Origin of the sequence: Paraburkholderia phenoliruptrix, assembly GCF_902859825.1 — a bacterium.
GTDB classification, from domain to species: domain Bacteria; phylum Pseudomonadota; class Gammaproteobacteria; order Burkholderiales; family Burkholderiaceae; genus Paraburkholderia; species Paraburkholderia phenoliruptrix.
The window spans coordinates 52,784-75,324 of the sequence record NZ_CADIKB010000027.1; the positions used below are offsets into that span (position 1 = coordinate 52,784).

The window sequence follows — 22,541 nt, forward strand, 5'->3', positions numbered from 1 at the left end:
GACTTCCGCAGACGTTCTGGCCGGCCCGAGTCGCGACGCCTGGCGGCGAGGCACCCGTAACTGGCCAGCGGCGTGACGATCTTTGCACTACATTGACCAGTACGCGCCGTCAGTCTACGGATCGCGCGGCAGCCGGCTCTAGAAGCCCAATGAGCGCTGTGATCGCATGCCAATTGCATCCACACCGCAGCAGGACAAATCTGGAAACGACCGATGGAACCTCCAAACGGGTACGCGCCGCGGATCTATTTTTTTCATTCACTTCTGGTTGGGCCGCTTGACGCGTGGCCTGCGCAGTTCGCTCATGCGGCCGCGCTCGGCTTCGATCACGCGTTGATCGGCAGTCTCTTCGAGCCGGGGCGCGCGAGCCATGGCCAGGTGGTCGGCAACCACGCGCGCCTGCATCCGGTGTTCGAAGCCGAGCAGCCCGCCGGCGACGCCATCCGCACACTCGCCGGCGAGGCGCGTTCGCACGGCCTCACCTTGCTGGCGGATCTCGTGATCGACCGCGTCGCCGCCGATGGCGCGCTTTACGCCGAGCATGCGGACTGGTTCCATCCGCTCGAAACGGAAGAAGCCCGCCTCGATCCGCGCCACGTGCATCGCGAGGACAACGTCGCGTATGCCAACTTCAGCGATGCCGGCACGCGTGCCGCGCTCGCCGACTGGTGGACGCAGCAACTGCTCGCGCTCGCCGCGGCGGGCATCGGCGGTTTTCGCTTCGATTCGCCGCATCGCGTGCCGGTCGAAGTGTGGCGCCAACTGCGCGAACCCGTGCGCGCGGCTCATCCCGACGTGCGCTTTCTCGCCGCCACGCCGGGCCTCGCCCGCAGCGATCTTGCCGGACTCGAAGGCGCGGGCTTCGACAGTGTGTTCTCGTCGGTGCGCTGGTGGGACTATCGCGCAAGCTGGATGGTCGAGGAGCACGCCGCGCTCGCGCGCATCGGCGGGCCGATTGCTTTCCCCGAAGCGCCGTACGGCACGCGGCTCGCCGCCGAGCTGAGCGATCCGCATGATTCGGGCAGCGTCGAGCGGGCCTATCGGCGCGCGCTCTTTACCGCGTCCGCTGTCGGCACCGGCTGGATGATGCCGATGGGTTTCGAATATGGCGTGAGCGAACCGATGTCGCAGACACGAGGCGACGCGTCGCAGTTCGCACTCGCGTGCCAGGCGAAACGCTTCGACCTGTCGCAACCCATCTCGCACGCCAACGAACTGCTGCGCAACGCGAAGGCGCTGCAGGTGAACGGCGAACTGCGCCCGTTGAGCGGACCGGGCGCGCCCGCCGCTGTGCTGCTGCGCGCTGATCAGCCCGACTTGCGCGAGGCCGGCGAAGCGGTGCTGATCGCGATCAATCCCGAACTCGGTGCGCCGGTGCGCGTGGATCCGGCGCGCTTCCTTGCCGGCGTGCCCGGCAACTTCACGCGCTTCGTTGCGCTCGATGCGCCGGGACGCGCGTCGCCCGCGGCGTTGACACCGTTCACGCTCGCGCCCGGCGCGGTGCGTCTCTTTCAGGCCGTGACGGAAAAGCCGATCTGTCTCGCGCCGCCCATCGACAAAGCGAACAGCAAGCGCAGCGGACGCAAGACGGTGCTCGAAGCGATCAACGCGCCGCGCGTCGCGATTGAAAGCGTGATGCCTTCCGTCGACAACGGCCGCTTCGCGGCCAAGCGCAGCGTGGGCGAACGCGCCGAGATCAGCGCCGCGATTTTCGCCGAAGGCCACGACAAGATCGCCGCCGCCGTGCTGTGGCGCGCCGCCGACGAAAACACCTGGCACGAAGTATTGATGGCTCCGGCGCAACCGGCGGGCCTCGACATCTGGAAGGCGCGCATTCCGCTCGAACGCATGGGCCGTCATGAATTCACCGTGATTGCGTGGCGCGACGACTTCGCTTCGCTCGTCGAGCACGTCGAGAAAAAGCTGAAGGCAGGCCAGACCGTCGAGATAGAACTCGACGAAGCCGCGCATCTGTTCGCGCTCGTGCTCGCCGAAGTGGAAACAGCCGAAGGCGCGGACAAGGCGCCGCTCGAACATATCGTCACGCAGTTCAAGAAAGCCGACGACGAGACGAAGCTCAAGCTGCTGCTCGACCCCGCCACCGCGAAAGCGATGACCGCCGCGCGCCACCGCCCGTTTCTGAGCCGCGATCCGGTGACCTACAAGATCGACGCCGAGCGCACCGCCGCGCGCTTTGCGAGCTGGTACGAGATCTTCCCTCGTTCGATGAGTGACGACGAATCGCGCCACGGCACCTTCGCCGATGTCACGAAGAAGCTGCCGCGCATTCGCGACATGGGCTTCGACGTGCTGTACTTTCCGCCGATTCATCCGATCGGCATGACGAATCGCAAGGGCCGCAACAATACGCTGAACGCGCAGCCCGGCGACGTGGGCAGCCCCTATGCCATCGGCGCGGCGGAAGGCGGCCATACGGCGGTGCATCCGCAACTCGGCACGCTCGACGACTTCAAGGCTATGCTGGCCGCCGCCCGAGCGCACGGCCTCGAAATCGCGCTCGACTTCGCGATTCAATGCTCGCCGGACCATCCGTGGCTGAAGGAACATCCCACGTGGTTCGCCTGGCGTCCCGACGGCACGCTGCGTTACGCCGAAAATCCGCCGAAGAAGTATCAGGACATCGTGAACCCAGACTTTTACGCGCACGACGCGAAGCCCGACTTGTGGCTCGCCTTGCGCGACGTGATTCTGTTCTGGATCGAAGCGGGCGTGCATATTTTCCGCGTCGACAATCCGCACACGAAGCCCCTGCCGTTCTGGGAGTGGATGATCAACGACGTGCGCTCGCGCTATCCGGAGACGATCTTCCTCGCCGAGGCATTCACGCGCCCGCGCATGATGAACCGGCTCGGCAAGATCGGCTTCTCGCAGTCGTACACGTATTTCACGTGGCGCGAGTCGAAGCGCGATTTCATCGAGTACTTGAGCGAACTCACGCAAACCGGTGCGCGCGATTTCTACCGGCCGAATTTCTTCGTGAATACGCCGGACATCAATCCGCGTCATCTGCAGTCCCAGGGACGCACGGGCTTTCTGATTCGCGCGGCGCTCGCGTCGACGCTGGCCGGCTTGTGGGGCGTGTATAGCGGCTTCGAGCTGTGCGAGGCGGCCGCGTTGCCCAACAGCGAAGAATATCTCGACTCCGAGAAGTACCAGTTGCGCGCGTGGGACTGGAACCGGCCCGGCAACATCGTGGCCGAAATCACCGCGCTGAACCGGATTCGCCGCGCGAATCCCGCGCTGCAAACGCATCTCGGCCTCACGTTCCTGCCCGCGCACAACGACAACATTCTGTTCTTCGAAAAGGCAACCGAGTCACGCGACAACGTGATCGTCGTCGCAATCAATCTCGATCCGTTCAACGAACAGGGCGCGGATATCGAGCTGTCGTGGGAGACATTCCAGAAATGGAATCTGCATGACCACGGCCCGCTCGAAGTCACCGATCAGATGACGGGCGCCCGCTTCGAATGGCATGGCCGCTGGCAGCACGTGCGGCTCGGCCCGGGCCAGCCTTTTTCGATCTGGCGCATCGCGCCGCTCGGCGGCCTGCCTGCCGAGCGTCCCGAGGAAGCCGACAGCGATCCGACCGGCGCCCCTCACGCAGACGCCGGCAACCCTACCCCGACGGAAGGTGCGATATGAAGCGTGACGATTCCTCAGAGACCGCATCGCAGGCAAGCGCAAGCACGGCAACCGCAACCGCTGCTGCAACGAAAGCGCGCACGCGTCGCCGCGGCAAGCCCGCCGCGCTGAGCGACGATCCGCTCTGGTACAAGGACGCAATCATCTACCAGGTGCACATCAAGTCGTTCTTCGATGCGAATAACGACGGCGTCGGCGATTTCCCCGGCCTCATCGCGAAGCTCGACTACATTGCCGAACTCGGCGTGAACGCGATCTGGCTGCTGCCGTTCTACCCGTCGCCGCGGCGCGACGACGGCTACGACATTGCCGATTACCGTAACGTGCACCCCGACTACGGCCAGCTTTCCGACGTCAAACGCTTCATTCAGGAAGCGCACGCGCGCGGTATCCGCGTGATTACCGAACTCGTGATCAACCACACGTCGGATCAGCACCCGTGGTTCCAGCGCGCGCGGCGCGCGAAGCCCGGCTCGAATCATCGCAACTTCTATGTGTGGTCCGACACCGACAAGAAGTATCCGGAAACGCGCATTATTTTTATCGACTCCGAGCCGTCGAACTGGACGCACGATCCGGTCGCGGGCGCGTATTACTGGCACCGCTTCTATTCGCATCAGCCCGATCTGAACTTCGACAATCCCGCGGTGCTGCGGGAAGTGCTGCAAATCATGCGTTTCTGGCTCGATATGGGCATCGACGGGCTGCGGCTCGACGCGGTGCCGTACCTCGTCGAACGCGAGGGCACGAACAACGAGAACCTGCCCGAAACGCACGCGATTCTGAAGAAGATTCGCGCGACCATCGACGCCGAGTATCCGAACCGCATGCTGCTCGCCGAGGCCAACCAGTGGCCGGAAGACGTGAAGGAATATTTCGGCGACGAAGACGAATGCCACATGGCATTTCACTTCCCGCTGATGCCGCGCATCTACATGTCGATTGCGAGCGAGGACCGCTTTCCGATTACCGACATCATGCGGCAAACGCCGGACCTCGCCGAGTCGAATCAATGGGCGATTTTCCTGCGCAATCACGACGAGCTCACGCTCGAAATGGTCACGGACTCCGAGCGCGATTACTTGTGGAACACCTACGCAAGCGATCGCCGCGCGCGCCTGAACCTCGGCATTCGCCGCCGTCTCGCGCCGCTGATGGAGCGCGACCGCCGCCGCATCGAGCTGATCAATTCGCTGCTGCTCTCGATGCCCGGCACGCCCGTAATCTATTACGGCGACGAACTCGGCATGGGCGACAACATTCACCTCGGCGACCGCGACGGCGTACGCACGCCGATGCAATGGTCGTCGGATCGCAACGGCGGCTTCTCGCGCGCCGATCCCGAGCAACTCGTGCTGCCGCCGGTAATGGGCGCGCTCTACGGCTTCGACGCCGTCAACGTCGAAGCGCAAAGCCGCGATCCGCATTCGCTGCTCAACTGGACACGGCGCATGCTCGCCACGCGTCGCGCGAAACAGACGTTCGGGCGCGGCACGATCCGCTTCCTGAAACCGGAGAATCGCAAGATCCTCGCGTATCTGCGTGAAATGCCCGGCGAGCCGCCCATTCTTTGCGTGGCGAATCTGTCGCGCGCACCGCAGGCGGTCGAGCTCGATCTGTCCGAGTTCAACGGCGCCGTGCCGATCGAAATGACCGCCGACTCCGTGTTCCCTGCCATCGGCCAACTGACTTATCTGCTGACGTTCCCGCCGTACGGCTTCCTGTGGTTCCTGCTGTGCGAAGGCGGTCAGCGTCCGACGTGGGCGCAGGCGCACCCCGAGCCGTTGCCCGAGTTCGTCACCATTGTGATCCGCGAAGGCCAGACCGGCCCGACGCCCGAAAACGTGCGGCTGCTCGAGTCGGAAGTGCTGCCTTCTTGGTTGAGCCGCCGCCGCTGGTTTGCGTCGAAGGATCAGAAGATGCATGCCGTGCGGCTCGCCGCGTTGACCACGATACCGAACGGCGGCTTCGCGTTCACCGAAATCGAAGCGGACGTCGGCGACCACACCGAACGCTACGTCGTACCGATTGCAATCACGTGGGGCGGCGAGACGACCACGCCGCTCTTTCTGCAGCTCGCGCTGGCACGTGTGCGGCGCGGCCGCAACGTCGGGCATCTGACCGACGCATTCGCGCTGCCGATCTTCGCGCACGGCGTGCTGCGTAAATTGCGCGAGCGCGCAGTCGTGCCGACCGTGCAGAAGAGCGAGATCCGGTTCATTCCGACTGAGCGCTTCACGGAGCTCGACGGTCTCGGCGAACGCCCGGAAATCCGCTGGCTCGCGGCGGAACAGAGCAACAGTTCCCTGATCATCGCGGACGCCGCCGTCCTCAAGCTCGTGCGGCGTCTCGTGAGCGGCATTCATCCGGAAGCGGAAATCAGCCGCTATCTGACGCAGCTCGGCTATGCCAACACCGCGCCGCTCTTCGGCGAAGTGGTGCGCGTGGATCCCGAAGGCGTGCCGCATACGCTCGCGATCCTGCAAGGCTTTGTCGACAATCAGGGCGATGCGTGGAACTGGTCGCTCGATTATCTGCGTCGCTCGGTCGACGAGCTGGCGATCACGGTCGACACGGAGACGTCGTCGGCCCCCGATCGCGCCAACGAGGCCATTCTGCTCGAAGGCTACGCGGCACTCGCCGGCATCATCGGCAGACGGCTCGGCGAGCTGCATGTCGCGCTCGCCTCGCCGACCGACGACCCGGCGTTCTCGCCCGAACCCGCCGACGCCGACCAGGTGAAGGCGTGGGTCGACGGCACGCAGTCCATGCTCGCGAGCGCGCTCGACCTGCTCGCACCGCGCATCGACCAGCTGCTCGATGCCGAGACGAAAGCGCTCGCGCAAAGTCTGATCGACCGGCGCGCGGCGCTCGTCGAAGCCGTGAATCGACTCATATCGGCGGACACGCGGGCGCTGCGCATTCGTATTCACGGCGACTTCCATCTCGGGCAGGTGCTGGTCGCGCAGGGCGACGCGTATCTGATCGACTTCGAAGGCGAGCCCGCACGTTCGCTCGAAGAGCGTCGCCGGAAATCGAGTCCGCTGCGCGACGTGGCCGGGCTGATGCGGTCACTGTCGTATGCGAGCGCCGCCGCGCAGTCCACCACGGAAGCCGCGCCGCAACAGACCGCGGACCGCAAGCGCGTGTTGTTCGACCGTTTCCGCGCGCACGCCACCGAGACGTTCCTGAAGGAATACCGCGCGGCCACCGCCGAAGCACCGACGCCGCTCGTCGCGCCCGAGGCGGAACAGGCGCTGCTCGATCTGTTCCTGATCGAAAAGGCCGCGTACGAAGTCCGCTATGAAGCGGCCAACCGTCCGACGTGGCTCAGCCTGCCGGTGCGCGGTCTCGCGGCGCTCGCGAGCCGGCTGCTCGGCGACACCGGTGCGCCGCATGATCCTTCAACCGAGGCGCGAGACGCCGCCACCCCGCCTCATCCGGCCGAGGGCGACTATGAGTGAACACGATCCGGCCGCAGGCCTTCAGCCGCTCGACATCGACGCGCTCGTCGAGGCGCGCCATCCCGATCCTTTCTCGCAGCTCGGGCTGCATCACACGGACGCGGGTCCGGTGGTGCGCGCGTTGTTGCCGAATGCCGCGCACGTCAGCGTGATCGCGCGCGCCGACGGCGCACCCCTCGGCGAACTTCAGCAGCTGCGTCCCGGGCTTTTTGCCGGCCGCGTGAGCTCGGCCGTGCCGTATCGATTGCGCATCGACTGGCATGGCGTCGTGCAGGAAATCGAGGACACCTACTCGTTCGGCCCCGTGCTCGGCGATGAACCGCTCGGGCGTCTCGCGAACGGCGACCCGTATGCGGTGCTCGAATGCCTCGGCGCCCACCCGATGGAATTCGACGGCGTGCCGGGCGTGCGCTTCGCAGTGTGGGCGCCGAATGCGCGGCGCGTCTCCGTGGTCGGCGATTTCAATGCATGGGACGGGCGCCGTCATCCGATGCGTCTGCGGCATCAGGCGGGCGTGTGGGAACTCTTCGTGCCGCGCGTCGGCCCGGGGACGCGCTACAAGTACGAACTGCTCGCGCGCGATGGTCATCCGCTGCCGTTGAAGGCCGACCCTTGCGCGATGCAAAGCGAGAAGCCGCCAGGCACGGCGTCGGTGGTCGCGCATGTCGACGAGATCGAGCAGTTTCCGTGGACCGATCACGACTGGATCCAGTCGCGCGGCGAAAAGCAGACGCCGCGCTCGCCGGTCTCGATCTACGAAGTGCATGCGGAGTCGTGGCTGCGCGTCGCCGAAGAGGGCCAGCGCGGTCTCGATTGGGCCGAGCTCGCCGAGCGCCTGATTCCGTATGCGAAAACCATGGGCTTCACGCACGTGGAGTTTCTGCCGGTCGCGGAACATCCGTTCGGCGGATCGTGGGGTTATCAGCCGCTCGGGCAGTTCGCGCCGTCGGCGCGCTTCGGCAAGCCGGAGCAGTTCGCGCTCTTCGTCAACAAGGCGCACGAGGCAGGGCTCGGCGTGATCATCGACTGGGTGCCCGCGCATTTTCCGAACGACGCGCACGGTCTCGTGCAGTTCGACGGCACGCCGCTTTACGAGCATGCCGATCCGCGCGAAGGCTACCACCAGGACTGGAACACGATGATCTACAACCTCGGCCGCAACGAGGTGAGCGCGTTCCTGATTGCGTCGGGGCTCGCGTGGCTCAAGCGCTATCACGTGGACGGCCTGCGCGTGGACGCCGTGGCGTCGATGCTCTATCGCGACTATTCGCGCGCCGCCGGCGAGTGGGTGCCGAACATTTACGGCGGCCGCGAGAATCTCGAGTCGATCGCGTTCCTCAAGCGCCTGAATCACGAGGTGGGCTATGTGCCGGGCGTGCCGGGCGCGATCACCATTGCCGAGGAATCCACCGCGTGGCCGGGCGTCACGGCCCGCGTGGAAGACGGCGGCCTCGGTTTCCAGTTCAAGTGGAACATGGGCTGGATGCACGACACGCTGCATTACATGCACGAAGATCCGGTCTATCGCCAATACCATCATCACAATATGACGTTCGGGATGGTGTACGCGTATTCGGAGCGCTTCGTGCTGCCGCTTTCGCACGACGAAGTGGTGCACGGCAAAGGCTCGTTGCTCGGCAAGATGCCCGGCGACACCTGGCAGAAGTTCGCGAATCTGCGCGCGTACTTTGGCTTCATGTGGACTCACCCGGGCAAGAAGCTGCTTTTCATGGGGGGCGAATTCGGCCAGCTCGCCGAGTTCAATCACGACGCGTCGCCCCACTGGCATCTGCTCGACGATGCCCATCATCACGGCGTGCAATTGCTGGTGCGCGACCTGAACCGCCTCTATCACGACGAGCCCGCGCTGCATCTGCTCGACAGCGAGCCGGGCGGCTTTAACTGGCTGATCGGCGACGACAGCGCCAACAGCGTGTTCGCGTATCGACGTACCGACGGCGCGGGCCGCGAACTCGTCGTGGTGTGCAACATGACGCCGGTGCCGCGCGTCGGCTACCGCATCGGCATGCCGCGCGAAGGGCGCTGGTCGGAGGTGTTGAACACGGACGCTAGCGTGTATGGCGGCTCGAATATGGGCAACGGCGGCGTGATTCACACCGACGCGCTAGCGAGCCACGGCTGGCCGCATTCGGCCTCCCTGACCTTGCCGCCGCTCGCCACGATCGTGCTGCGCGCCGACTGAGCGGCACTGTCGGCGGAATCGGCCACGGCCCGGTTCCGTCGAAGGCGAGCGCGCGGCCCGTATGACGAAGGGCCGCGCGCTCGTTGTTTCGAGCACCGCGTAGAGCACAGCATGGAGCACCGCGCCGCGGCATTTCATCAAAGCAGAACAAGGAAGGGGAACCATGTCGCATGCAATGCCCGACCGGCTTCTGCCCGGCTCGCCCTATCCGCTCGGCGCCAGTTGGGACGGCCTCGGTGTCAACTTTGCGGTGTTCTCGGCGAACGCACAGAAAATCGAGCTTTGCCTGTTCGATCCCACCGGCCGCAAGGAAATCAAACGCTTTCCGCTGCCCGAATGCACCGACGAGATCTGGCACGGCTATCTGCCGAATGCGCATCCGGGCACAGCGTACGGCTTTCGCGCGCACGGTCCGTATCAGCCGCAGCAAGGACAGCGCTTCAATCCGCACAAGCTGTTGCTCGACCCGTACGCGCGCAAGCTCGTCGGGCAGTTCCGCTGGTCGGATGCGTTGTTCGGCTATCGCGTGCATTCGAATCGCGCGGATCTTTCCATCGACCGGCGCGACTCCGCTCCCGCGATGCCCAAATGCGTGGTGATCGACGAAGCATTCGACTGGTCGCACGACAAGCGCCCAAATGTGCCGTGGGGCGAAAGCGTCATCTACGAAACGCACGTGCGCGGCGCCTCCATGCTGCGTGCTGATCTGCGTCAGCACGAACGCGGCACGTTTGCCGCGCTGGCGTCGCCGGAATTTATCGAGCATCTGCTGAAGCTCGGTGTGACCGCCGTCGAGCTGCTGCCGGTTCATGCGTTTCTCAACGACCGTTTTCTCGTGGAGCGCGGCCTGCGCAATTACTGGGGCTACAACACGGCGGCTTTCTTTGCGCCCGAGCCGTCGTATCTGAGCACGCACCGGCTCGATGAAATGCGCATTGCCGTGCGCCAGTTGCACGCGGCCGGCATTGAAGTGATTCTCGACGTGGTCTACAACCACACCTGCGAAGGCAACGAAATGGGGCCGACCGTCTCGTGGCGCGGTCTCGACAATGCGAGCTACTACCGCCTGATTCCTGGCGACGAGCGGCATCACATCAACGACACCGGCTGCGGCAATACCGTGAACCTGCTGCATCCGCGCGTGCTGCAGATGGTGATGGATTCGCTGCGCTACTGGTCGACGGCGTTCAACATCGACGGCTTCCGTTTCGATCTCGGCGTGACGCTCGGGCGCGAGCCGCATGGTTTCGATCCCGGCTCCGGCTTCTTCGACGCGGTGCGCCAGGACCCGGTTCTGTCGCAGCGCAAGCTGATTTCCGAGCCGTGGGACATCGGCCCCGGCGGTTATCAGCTTGGCAATCATCCACCGGGTTTTGGCGAATGGAATGACCGTTTCCGCGATACCGTGCGGCGTTTCTGGCGTGGCGACGCGGGCCTGCGCCCGGACCTCGCCGCGCGCCTGACCGGTTCCGCCGATCTGTTCAACCGGCGCTTTCGCAAGCCTTGGGCGTCGATCAATTTCGTCGCCTCGCATGACGGTTTTACGCTCGCCGACATTACCGCGTACGAGCACAAACACAACGAGGCGAATCGCGAAGGGAACCGCGACGGCCATAACGAAAACTGCAGCAGCAACTGGGGCGTCGAAGGACCGACCGACGATCCCGCGATTCTCGCCACGCGCAAACGCGTGGCGCGCTCGATGATCGCGACGCTGCTGATTGCGCTCGGCACGCCGATGCTGCTCGCCGGCGACGAGTCGTTGCGCACGCAGGACGGCAACAACAATGCGTACTGCCAGGATAACGAAATATCGTGGATCGACTGGGAACGCGCGGAATCGCCGGACGGCCATCAGATGACGGAGTTCGTGTCGCGCGTGGTGGCGCTGCGCAAACGGCATCCGCTCCTGCGCGAAACGCGTTTTCTGTTCGGCGACCGCGAAGTGTTGCCGGGGCTTTTCGACGTCGGCTGGTTCGACGAAAACGGCGACCCGCTGACCATCGAAGCCTGGGAAGACCCCGAAGGCCGCGCCTTCACGTTGCGGCGCGCGGGCCCGGGCCTGAGCGGCGAAACAGAAGTATTGTTGATGATGCTCAACGCGAGTGCGGAAACACTGCGTTTTACGCCCCCTGCGCCGCACCTGGAATGGCACGTGCTGTTAGACACTGCGGATACGCACAGCGCGCCGCACCGGCTCGCTGCGACCGACCTCGAAGTGGCCGCGCATGGCCTCGTGATACTCGCCGCGCAACCCGTCGGCGAGGCCGACTGGCAAGCGGGCTGGAAGGCGGGACCGCGGCACGGCTCGCGGCTTCTGACCGCGTTGCCGCCCGAGCCCGGCGAGCTTCCGCCCGCGAGCGATGCGTCGCCGAATGCCTAGCTTGCGGGCGGCCACGCGCGAACGGCGTGTGAGCAATCCGACGGCATAAACCGAATGGTGAAGAGTCATGTCCGAACATCCAATCGATCCACACGCGCATCACTACGCGCATTGCCTGCCGTTCGGCGCGCAATTGCTCGGCCCGCAAGGCGCGAATCCGCGCACGCGGTTTCGTTTCTGGGCGCCGTCCTGCCAAAGCGTGCAGGTCGAAATCGAAAACGGCGCGGCACAAGGCGCGCATGCAATGACGCCCGCCGGCAACGGCTGGTTCGAGGCGAGCGTCGAGAGCGGCGCGGGCACGCTGTACCGCTTTCGCCTTGACGACGGCAACGCGGTGCCCGATCCGGCGTCGCGCTTTCAGCCGCAAGATGTGCACGGCCCGAGCGAAGTCATCGACCCGCGCGCCTACCGCTGGGAGCACACCGACTGGCATGGGCGCCCTTGGGAAGAAACGGTGCTGTATGAACTGCACGTCGGCGCAATGGGCGGCTATCGAGGCGTGCAAAAGCGCTTGCCGGCGCTGGCGGCGCTGGGCGTGACCGCGATCGAACTGATGCCGTTGAACGATTTTCCCGGCAAGCACAACTGGGGCTACGACGGCGTGCTGCCGTACGCGCCCGACTCCGCTTACGGCCGCCCCGAAGAACTTAAAGCGCTGGTCGACGCCGCGCACGGGCTCGGCCTGATGGTGTTTCTCGACGTGGTCTACAACCACTTTGGGCCGGACGGCAACTATTTGCACGAATACGCCCGCTCGTTTTTCCGCGAAGGCACGCATACGCCGTGGGGGCCGGCCATCGATTTCGAGCGCAGTGAAGTCAGCGACTTCTTCATGGACAACGCGGTCTACTGGATCAACGAATACCGGATAGACGGCCTGCGTTTCGACGCGGTGCACGCCATCGACAATCCTGAATGGCTGCGCGAGCTCGCCGACCACATTCGCGCGAATGTGCAGCATGGCCGCCATGTGCACCTGGTGCTGGAAAACGAGCACAACAGCGCGAGCCTGCTGGAGAAGCACTTCACCGCGCAATGGAACGACGACGCGCACAACACACTGCACGTGCTGCTCACGGGCGAAACCGAAGGCTATTACCACGCCTACGAAGACGAGCCGATCCGCCGTCTGGCTCGCGTACTCTCCGACGGTTTCGCCTATCAGGGGGATCCGTCGCCGCTGCACGACGGCGCGCCGCGCGGCGAACCGAGCGGCCATTTGCCGCCCACCTCGTTCGTGATGTTTCTGCAGAACCACGATCAGATCGGCAACCGCGCGTTCGGCGAGCGTCTGCGCAAGCTGACGTCGGACGATGCCTTGCGCGCGGCCACCGGCTTGCTGCTGCTGTCGCCGCAAATTCCGCTCCTCTTCATGGACGAGGAGTACGGCTCCACGCAGCCGTTCCTGTTCTTCACCGACTACACCGGCGAGCTTGCCGACGCCGTGCGCGAAGGACGCCGCCGCGAGTTCGCGCGCTTCTCGTCGTTCAGCGACGAAAAACGTCGCGCGCAGATTCCCGATCCGAACGACGCGCAGACGTTTGCCGCATCGTCGCCGCCCGAGCCGCCCGAGCCGCCGACGGCGCCCGCTCACGAGCAGGACGGCGAGGCGAAAGACCGCCTCGACTGGATGCATTTCTATAAATCCGCGCTGACGGTACGCGCAAAGCTGATTACGCCGCGTCTTAAGCACGGCAAGGCGCTCGGCGCAACGGTACTGACCGACGACACGGGCGCGGACGCGCATGCGCTCATCGCGCGCTGGACACTGGGCGATGGCGAGACGCTGTCGCTCGCGCTCAATCTGTCGAAGCACAGCGTGCCGTTTAACGACGTGCCGGCCGGCAAGGTCATTTTCGAAACGCCGCCGCGCGTGCGCGAGCAGATCGACGCGAAGGTGTTGCCGGCGAACGCGTTCGTCGCATGGCTGACGGGTGACATCAACGACTACGCGAGCGGCCACGACGCGCGCATTGTCGGCAAAGAGGAGCGCCGCTCGTGAGTACCCGACGTTCCGGCGATACGATCGCCACCCTCGCGACGCGCGCGGGCTTCGAGGTGGAATGGGAAGACGCGCATCACAAGGTGCACCGCGTGCCCGAGAAGACGCTCGCCGTGCTGCTCGAACGGATGGGCCTGCCGTGCGGTAACGCGACGCAGATCCGTCAAAGCGCGGCCGCGCTCGAGGCCGAACTGTCCGGCCGCAAACTGCCGCCGCTGATGACCGCCGAAGTCGGCCGCGGCATTGCCTTGCCGGCCGCCGCGATCAGGTCGGGCAGCCACTACCGGATCGAGCTGGAGAGCGGCTCGATCATCGACGGGCGCTTTACCGCGCCCAAAGGCGAAGAAGCGCTGCTCGCGCCCATCGACGAACCCGGTTATCACACGCTCGTGATTCACGAGCAGCGCATGACGCTCGCGGTCGCGCCGTCACGCTGCTACACCGTCGCCGACGCATGGCGCAGTCTGCATGACGACGACGCACGCGCCGACGCACCGCCGCTGTGGGGCATGGCCGCGCAACTCTACGGCTTGCGTCGCGTGGGCGACGGCGGCATCGGCGACTATTCGGCACTCGCGCGAATCGCGGTGGAAAGCGCGAGGCGCGGCGCGCATGCGCTCGCCGTCAGCCCGACGCACGCAATGTTCAGCGCGGAGCCGAACCGCTTCAGCCCGTATTCACCGTCGTCACGTTTGTGGCTGAACGTCACGCATATCGACCCGGCAGCCGTGTTCGGCGAAGATACGCTGCGCGCCGCGATGCAGTCCACCGGGGCCGCCGACGCGTGGACCGAACTCGAAGGCTTGCCGCTTATCGACTGGCCCAAGGCCGTCGTGCTCAAGCTGAAACTCTTGCGCGCGCTGTTCGAAAACTTCTGCACAGAGGAACGCGCGCACGACGCGCCGCGCGCGTTGGAATTTCACGGTTTTTGCGAACGTGCCGGACGAGCGCTCGAAGACCATGCGCGTTTCGAAGCGCTGCAGGCCGCGCAGCTCGCGAAGGGCGGCAACGGTCATTGGCGCGACTGGCCCGAAGCGTTGCGCGATCCGCGCAGTCCGGAAGTGGAGGCGTTTGCGCAGGCGCAGCGCCATGAAGTCGACTTTCACCTCTTTTTGCAATGGCTCGCCGCGAAGGGTCTGTCACACGCGCAGCATGCGGCGCGCGAGGCCGGCATGGCCGTAGGCCTGATCGCCGATCTCGCGGTGGGCTGCGACAGCGCCGGCAGCCACGCATGGTCCTATCGCGACGACATGCTGCAAGGCGTGTCCGTCGGCGCGCCGCCCGACCTCTTCAACCAGGCGGGACAAAGCTGGGGGCTCACCACTTTCTCGCCGCGCGCGATGCGCACGCAAGGCTTCTCGGCGTTCATCGACATGCTGCGCGCCGCGTTCGCGCACGCGGGCGGCATCCGCATCGATCACATTCTCGGTTTGCGGCGCCTGTGGCTCGTGCCGGAAGGCGAGAGCGCGCGCAACGGCGCGTATCTGCGCTATCCGCTCGAAGACCTGCTGCGGCTCATCGCGCTCGAATCGTGGCGGCATCGCGCGATTGTGATCGGCGAGGATCTCGGCACGGTGCCGCCCGGTTTTCGCGAGCGGCTCGACGAGCACGGCATTGCCGGCATCCGCGTGCTGTGGTTCGAGCGCGACGAGGACGGCAGCGGGTTCAAGCCGCCGCAGGCATGGGACCGCAATGCGGTCGGCACGACCACCACGCACGATCTGCCGACCGTCGCCGGATGGTGGGCCGGCAGCGACATCGCGTGGCGCAACCGGATTGGGCAGACCATGGCGCGCCCCGACGGCCGCGATCCCGAAGAAGCCGCGCAGGAAGAGCGCGCGAGCGACCGCGCCGAACTGTGGCGCGCGTTCCAGCAAGCAGGCGTAGCCGCGCCCGATGTGCCCGCGCCGCCGCCCGAAAGCCCGCCCGTCGACGAAGCGCTTGCCTTTGTCGCGGCCACGCCGGGACCGCTCGTTACGTTTCCGCTCGAAGATCTGCTCGCGCACAGCGAACAGCCGAATCTGCCGGGCTCGATCGACGAGCATCCGAACTGGCGCCGCCGCATGAATCTGCCCATTGACGAAATGTTTCTTGACGACACCTTTTGCGACCGGCTGCTCGCGGTTGACCGCGCGCGGCGCGCCGCGACCGTTGCCACGCCTCCCGCCAATCCTGCTTCGGAGCCTGATACGCCATGACCGTCCCGCGCTCCACCCTTCGGCTCCAGTTTCACCGGGGCTTCACTTTCGACGACGCCGCAAAGCACGTCGACTACTTTGCCGCGCTCGGCATCAGCCATGTGTATGCATCGCCCATCACGACGGCCGAGCCGGGCTCGACGCACGGCTACGACACCGTCGACTACACGCAGGTCAACCCGGAATGCGGCGGCGAGGCGGGCTTGAAGCGCCTCGTCGAAAAGTTGCATGGGCACGGCATGGGCCTGATCGTCGACATGGTGCCGAACCACATGGGCGTCGGCGGTTCGAGCAATGCCTGGTGGCTCGATATTCTCGAATGGGGCCGCCATAGCGCCTATGCGCGCCACTTCGACGTGGACTGGCATTCGCCCGACCCGGCCTTGCGCGGTAAGGTGCTGCTGCCGACACTCGGCGGGCCCTACGGCGACGAACTCATGTCGGGCCGTATTGCGTTGCATTTCGCCGCGGACAGCGGGCGCTTTTATGTCGGCTACGGGCCGCATGTGTTTCCCGTCTGCCCGGTCGACTATCCGTCCATTCTGCAAAGCGCCGACCGCGCCGACCTGAGCGCGCTCGCCGAGCGCTTTCACGGACTCACGACGCAACCCGCCGACCAGCCGCGCGCCGCCGAAGGCCGCGAGGCGCTGCGCGAGTTCGTCGCGCAAAACGGCGAGTCGGCGATTCAATTCGCGCTGCAAACCTATGCCCCCGACGATCCGCTCACGCGCGACCGCCTGCATCGCTTGTTGGAGCGCCAGCATTTCCGCCTCGCGTGGTGGCGCACCGCAGCCGACGAGGTCAACTGGCGGCGCTTCTTCGACATCTCAACGCTCGCCGCGGTGCGCGCGGAGCGGCCCGAAGTGTTCGAGGCGACGCATGCGCTCGTGTTCCGTCTGTATCAGGAAGGCGTGATCGACGGGCTGCGGATCGATCACGTCGACGGCCTCGCCGAGCCGCGCGAGTACTGTCAGCGGCTGCGGCAGCGTCTGACGGAATTGCGCGAGACGACGCCGTATGTGGTCGTCGAAAAAATTCTCGCGCGCGGCGAACCGCTGCGCGACGATTGGCCGGTGGACGGCACGACCGGCTACGACTTCATGAACGACGTGGGCGCGCTGCTGCACGACCCCGCGGGCGCCGAACCGCTTGCGCAGGCGTGGACCGAATTCACGGGCCGCAGCCCCGATTTCGCGGACGAAGCACTGGCCGCGCGCCGCAAGATCGTCGCGGAGAATCTTTCGGCGGAACTGGACCGCACGGCGCGAGCGCTGCATCGCATCGCGCGCGACTCGCTCGCCACACGCGACTACACGTTCACCAGCTTGCGGCGCGTGCTGACGGAGCTCGTCGTGCATTTTCCGGTGTATCGCATCTATCCGCAAAACGGCTTGCGCAGCGCCATGGACAACGTGTACTTCGAAGAGGCGCTGGCCGGCGCGCGCGCCACGCTTTCGCGCGCCGATCACGGCGTGCTGGAGCGCGTGAACACGTGGCTTGGCGGCGTTGGGGACGACGCGCCGCCGGGACGCCACGCCCAGCCGCAGCCAGGGCAGAACGGCGCGCCGCCGAACCACGCCGGCTCCGCGCGGCGCACCGCGCAGACGCTGTTTTCGCAATTGACCGCGCCGGTCGCCGCGAAGGCCGTCGAAGATACCGCCTGCTATCGCTATGGCCGTCTGCTGTCGCGCAACGAAGTGGGCGCCGATCCGGGCGAGTTTGCGTTGTCGGTGGAAGCGTTTCATGCGGGCAACGTCGAGCGTGCGCAGCGCTTTCCTCACGCCATGCTGACCACCGCGACGCACGACCACAAGCGCGGTGAAGACGTGCGCGCGCGGCTCGCCGTGCTGAGCGAAATGCCGCACGAGTGGACCGCGACGTGGCGCGCATGGTCGACGTTGAACGCGCCGCAGCGCCGTTCGCTCGACGGCACGCCGATCAGCAGCGTGGGCCAGGACACGAGCTACGACTGGGCGCCCGGCCCGGCCGCGGAAGCCATGCTGTACCAGACGCTGGTCGGCTGCTGGCCGCCCGACCTCGCGCCCGACGACGAGGCGGGCGTCAAGGCATTGGCCGAACGCGTCGCGCAATGGCAGTTGAAGGCGCTGCGCGAGGCGAAGCTGCAAACCAACTGGTTCACGCCCGACGAAGCCTACGAAGCCGGCTGCCGCGACTTTCTGTTCGACATTCTCGCGCCGCAGCGACGCGACGGTTTCCTGAAGGAGGTGGCGGCTTTCGTCGCACGCATTTCGCGCGCGGGCGCGCTGAACAGTCTGCAGCAGACAGTGTTGCGGCTCGCATCGCCTGGGATTCCCGATCTTTACCAAGGCACCGAGTTGTGGGACTTCACTCTCGTCGATCCCGACAATCGCAGGCCGGTCGATTTCGAGCAGCGCGCCGCGTGGCTCGCGCAAACGCCGCCGTCCGAATTTTTGTCGACGTGGCGCGACGGGCGCGTGAAGCTCGCGGTCGTGCAGCGGGTGCTCGCACTGCGCGCGCATTTGCCAGAGTTGCTGAGCCAGGGCACTTATCTGCCGCTGACGGTGCGCGGCGCGCAGGCGTCGAACGTGATCGCGTTTGCGCGGCGGCATGGCAATGCCTGGGCGGTGGTCGTGGCGAGCCGCCTCGCGGCCGGGCTGCTGGGCGAAGAAGGCGATTTGCCGATGGTCGATCCGGGAAAATGGCAGGACACGGCAGTCGAAATGCCGCCGGATCTGACCGCGCGTGCCCTGTTCGACTGGCTGAGCCCTGCCGCGCCGAAGGTGGACGAGAACGGCCTGCTTTGTTTGCGCGATGCGCTCGCCGCCATGCCGATCGCGGTGCTGGTCGAGGATGGCGTGCCGCGCACTTGACGGTGCATGATGGTGCGCTTGCCTCGTTTGCCTGCTTGCCGCTTTGCGTGCGAGCGACGAGTGTGTTGCAGCTGCGAGGCGCTAACCGCCTTCGTCGTCGAAAACTTTGGGGTACACGCGCACAAGCACGATGCGCGGCCCCTTCATCTTCTTCACGACCACGTCGAAGCGATCGAACTCGACACGCTGCCCCTCGGTGGGTAAATCGTTGAGCGCCTGAATCACGAGGCCGCCCACGGACTCGGCCTTGCCTTCGTCGATATCGATACCGAGCGCGCGCTCGAGCGACACCACCGGCAAGCTGCCCTTGCCCATCAACGTGCCGTCGTCCATGCGCGTCCAGTCGGCGTCGCCCTGCCGGAATTCGTCGTGAATCTGGCCGACGAGCGCGCCGAGCAGATTGTCGAGCGTGAGAAAACCAATCGGCTTCGCGTTCTTGTGACCGACCAGCGCAAAATGCGGCGCGCCTTTGCGAAAGCGGCGAAACAGTTCGAGCGCCGGCATCTCCGGTTTGACGTACTGAACGGGGCGCGCGTAGTGCGAGAGATCGTCGAGCGTGCTGCCGGCATGGCGCGCCAGCAGCAGATCTTTCAGGTGGATCATGCCGGCCACGCGCTCGCCGGAGGCATCCTCGAAAAGCGGATAACGGCTGAAGCGATGCCGCGCGACCACGTGCATGTTTTCGCGCAACGGCAGGTCGAGCCGCAAGCCGATCAGTTCATACGCTGGGCGCATCAGATCCGACACCGTCATCCGCGAAAAATCCAGCGAATGAGCGATGGTGTTCCACTCGTCCTGGCTATACGCGTCTTCCGGCGCGCCGCGCTCCGACGCCACGTTGGTCCGGCGGCTGCGCAAAATGAGCTTGAGTTCGTCGGTTGAATAGTGCGAGTCGTGCGCATGCTCCGAGTTCAGGCCCGCAAGCTTCAGCACTGCGTTCGCGCTCGTGTTGAGCAGCCAGATAGCCGGATACATCGCCCAATAAAAGCCGTACAGCGGCGTGGCGGCCCACAGCGAGACCTTCTCCGCTTCGCGAATGGCAAGCGACTTCGGCGCGAGTTCGCCGACCACGATATGCAGAAACGAAATACACGAGAACGCGAAGAACAGCGAAATGCCGTGAATCAACTGCTGCGATTGCACGCCGGCCAGGCTGAAGAGCGGCGTGAGCAGTTCCGCAAACGCGGGTTCGCCGATCCAGCCGAGCCCGAGCGACGCGAGCGTGATGCCGAGCTGGCACGCAGACAGATAGGCGTCGAGCCGGCCGTGCACCTTGGCAAGCAGGCGCCCGCGCATGCCGTGCTTTTCGGCGAGACTCTGCACGCGCGTCTGCCGTAATTTGACGAGGCCGAATTCGGCGGCAACAAAGAAACCGTTCAGGGCGACGAGAAGCAATGCACCGATAAGGGCGACAACCTGGATCAAAGCGGCGGGCTCCGGCAACAAAAGTTGTCAGTATAGAGGGTGAAAGCTTGTTGAAAAGTGAATGGCGAACGGCAGGCGGCGCGCGTGTGTTCATTGGCCCTCATCGGCGCCGGTCGGCGTTCATCGGGCTGCCGCGGCGCTTAAGGGAACGCGCAGCGAGAGCGTGGCCGGCGCGCTTTGCGCCGCGTCCTGTTGCTCGAAGCCGCCGCCATGCGCTTCCGCGACCCGCTTGCACAGCGCGAGAACCCACGCGATGCGATTCGCCTCGCGCGGCTCGCGAGCCTGCTTGCGCGCGAACGTTTCAAGTACATGCGGCAGTGAGGTGTCGACCAGGGCGGTGCTCGCCTCATAGGTGACCGCGGCGTGCCAGCTGGTTGCGTCCGCACGCGATTCGAGCGTGACCGCCGCGCCTTGTGCGCTGGATTCGACGGCAAAAGTCAGCATCACCCACAGTGCCGCCGCAAGCCGCTCGCGATCGCCGTTCAGTTGCTCGGTGGCAAGCTGCGAGTTGAGCGTGAGTTCGACGCCGCGCACGCGCGCGAGTCCCGAGCGCACTTCTTCGGCTGTTTCGTCGAGCAGCGGATGCAGCGGGAACGGCGCATAGTCGAGCGCGAGCGATCGGGTTTCGGCGCGTGTGGCGTCGACGATCGTCTCCAGCAGCTTGACCTGTTGATCGACGCCGTTGCGAATGCCGACGATCGCGCGCTGCGAGTTGGGATCGTTGGGGTCGAGCTTGCGCTCCAGCACATAGGCCCAGCTATGAATCGCGTTCAACGGGCCGCGCAGGTCGTGCGACACCAGAGAAAGCACGTGGTCGCGCATGAAAAGCGCGGATTCGGCCCGCAGATGCGCGGTGCGTTCAGAGACGGCGAACCCCGAAGTCACCGGTTGTGCCCCAGCTGTTCCGGTTGAAGACGTTGTCACGATCGACCTCTCAGGCAATGCATGATGATTGGGAAATCCCATTATAGGCATGCCACCGGGCGCCACCAGCCTGGCCAGATGGCCAATCCGGAACGCAATCCGCGTGCCACGCCGCGTTCTTCGATTGCCATGCTCCAACGCGCCTACAATGTCGGTTTTACGTTTATGAACTGAGGAGCGACACATGTCGACTGTAACTACCGAATCCGGCTTGAAGTACGAAGACATTGTTGAAGGCACGGGCGCGGAAGCGGTTGCTGGCAAGACCGTCAGCGTGCATTACACCGGCTGGCTGACCGACGGTCAGAAGTTCGACTCGAGCAAGGACCGCAACGACCCGTTCGCGTTCGTGCTGGGCGGCGGCATGGTCATCAAGGGCTGGGACGAAGGCGTGCAAGGCATGAAGGTCGGCGGCACGCGCAAGCTGACCATTCCGCCGCAACTCGGCTACGGCGTGCGCGGCGCGGGCGGCGTGATTCCGCCGAATGCGACGCTCGTGTTCGAAGTCGAATTGCTCGACGTTTAAGGCTTTTCGCTGTTCGTCTGGCTCTCGCTCCGCTTTTCCGATGACGCACGCCGCCGTGACCGCACCTAGCGTTTCGCTGCGCCGCTTCGGCGCGGTCGAGGCGTCGGACGTGCACGATTTTCACCAGGTCGTGCTCGGTCTCGACGGCGCCATGGTCATGGCCGTGGACGGCGTCGCGCAACAAATCGACGCGCGTTCCGCGTGGCTCATTCCTGCGGGCGCGCGGCACGATTACGCGGGGGTCGGCGAGAACCGGCAGTTGGTGCTGGACTTGCCTGCGGCCACGCTCGCCGTGCCGGAACGCCTGTTCGACCGGGCGCGCACTGTTACTGTGGATGCCGCGTTCACCGAGCTTGTCCAGCGCATTGCGTCGCACGCCGCGCAGGGCGCGCCCGCGGACAATCTCCACATTCGTCGTTTTCATTGGGACGCGGCGGCCCGCCTTGGCGCGGCGTTAGTCGCGAGCACAGGCATGGGCAGCCGAGGCGCCGAAGCCGCCGCGGGGCTCGACTTCGCGCGCATCGACCGCTGGTTGCGCGCGCATCTGTCGGAGCCGCTGCGTATCGCCGACCTTGCCGCGCATTGCGGCTTCGGCGTGCGGCGCTTCCATCAACTTTTTATCGAAGCATTCGGCGAAACGCCGCATCGCTATCTGCAGCGGCTGCGGCTCGATACGTCGCTCGCGCTGCTCGCCGATCCACGGCATTCGCTGGCGGATATCGCGCTCGACATCGGCTTTGGCGACCAAAGCGCCTATACGCATGCGTTCACGCGCCGCTTCGGGCTCGCACCGGGCCAGTGGCGCAGCCTGCGGCATTGATGAGGGTGTGCGCCGGCAAGCGGGCGTAGTGAGCCTGTGATGGGCTGGGCACGCGATGATCCCGTAGCGCGACGTTTA

The 22,541-nt window shown here is 65.5% G+C and carries 11 protein-coding genes; 9 read left to right on the forward strand and 2 right to left on the reverse strand.

What is annotated here, in order from left to right; translation table 11 throughout:
* Positions 1-213: 213 nt before the first annotated feature.
* The 7 genes from HV711_RS23095 (at position 214) to treY (ending at position 18,768) form a co-directional block, all read left to right on the forward strand.
* Entirely contained in the window at positions 214-3,666 is a 3,453-nt protein-coding gene (locus HV711_RS23095) for a maltotransferase domain-containing protein (protein WP_063826547.1), read from the forward strand.
* Positions 3,663-7,130 carry a maltose alpha-D-glucosyltransferase gene (gene treS, locus HV711_RS23100; RefSeq protein WP_035478987.1) on the forward strand — a complete coding sequence of 1,156 codons (3,468 nt, stop codon included), beginning with the start codon at positions 3,663-3,665 and terminating at the stop codon, positions 7,128-7,130. Before HV711_RS23095 ends, treS begins: the two co-directional genes overlap by 4 nt.
* Entirely contained in the window at positions 7,123-9,333 is a 2,211-nt protein-coding gene (gene glgB / locus HV711_RS23105; RefSeq protein ID WP_028362147.1) for a 1,4-alpha-glucan branching protein GlgB, read from the forward strand. The genes treS and glgB overlap by 8 nt, the downstream gene beginning before the upstream one ends.
* Before the next feature lie 163 nt (positions 9,334-9,496).
* A complete protein-coding gene (glgX, locus tag HV711_RS23110; RefSeq protein WP_035478990.1) occupies positions 9,497-11,716 on the forward strand; it encodes a glycogen debranching protein GlgX in 2,220 nt (739 codons plus the stop codon).
* Positions 11,717-11,783: 67 nt separating this feature from the next.
* Positions 11,784-13,718, forward strand: a complete 1,935-nt coding sequence (gene treZ, locus HV711_RS23115; protein WP_013591395.1) for a malto-oligosyltrehalose trehalohydrolase — start codon at positions 11,784-11,786, stop codon at positions 13,716-13,718.
* Positions 13,715-15,916, forward strand: coding sequence for a 4-alpha-glucanotransferase (gene malQ, locus HV711_RS23120; protein ID WP_035478992.1), 2,202 nt, complete (start codon positions 13,715-13,717; stop codon positions 15,914-15,916). The genes treZ and malQ overlap by 4 nt, the downstream gene beginning before the upstream one ends.
* Complete coding sequence (treY, locus tag HV711_RS23125) at positions 15,913-18,768, forward strand: malto-oligosyltrehalose synthase (protein WP_035478993.1); 2,856 nt, start codon at positions 15,913-15,915, stop codon at positions 18,766-18,768. Before malQ ends, treY begins: the two co-directional genes overlap by 4 nt.
* Before the next feature lie 81 nt (positions 18,769-18,849).
* On the opposite strand, the gene HV711_RS23130 is transcribed toward treY, so the two are convergent.
* Together HV711_RS23130 and HV711_RS23135 are read right to left on the reverse strand one after the other, a co-directional pair.
* Positions 18,850-20,193, reverse strand: a complete 1,344-nt coding sequence (locus tag HV711_RS23130) for a hemolysin family protein (RefSeq protein WP_028362152.1) — start codon at positions 20,191-20,193, stop codon at positions 18,850-18,852.
* 120 nt (positions 20,194-20,313) lie between these two features.
* Positions 20,314-21,117, reverse strand: coding sequence for a sensor histidine kinase (locus HV711_RS23135; protein ID WP_013591391.1), 804 nt, complete (start codon positions 21,115-21,117; stop codon positions 20,314-20,316).
* A 184-nt stretch (positions 21,118-21,301) separates the two neighbouring features.
* Between HV711_RS23135 and HV711_RS23140 the strand changes: the two genes are divergently transcribed.
* Together HV711_RS23140 and HV711_RS23145 are read left to right on the forward strand one after the other, a co-directional pair.
* The gene (locus HV711_RS23140; RefSeq protein WP_006047612.1) at positions 21,302-21,643 is read left to right on the forward strand and encodes an FKBP-type peptidyl-prolyl cis-trans isomerase; all 342 of its coding nucleotides are present in this window, start codon (positions 21,302-21,304) and stop codon (positions 21,641-21,643) included.
* A 40-nt stretch (positions 21,644-21,683) separates the two neighbouring features.
* A complete protein-coding gene (locus HV711_RS23145; protein ID WP_035478996.1) occupies positions 21,684-22,463 on the forward strand; it encodes an AraC family transcriptional regulator in 780 nt (259 codons plus the stop codon).
* Positions 22,464-22,541 lie beyond the last annotated feature (78 nt).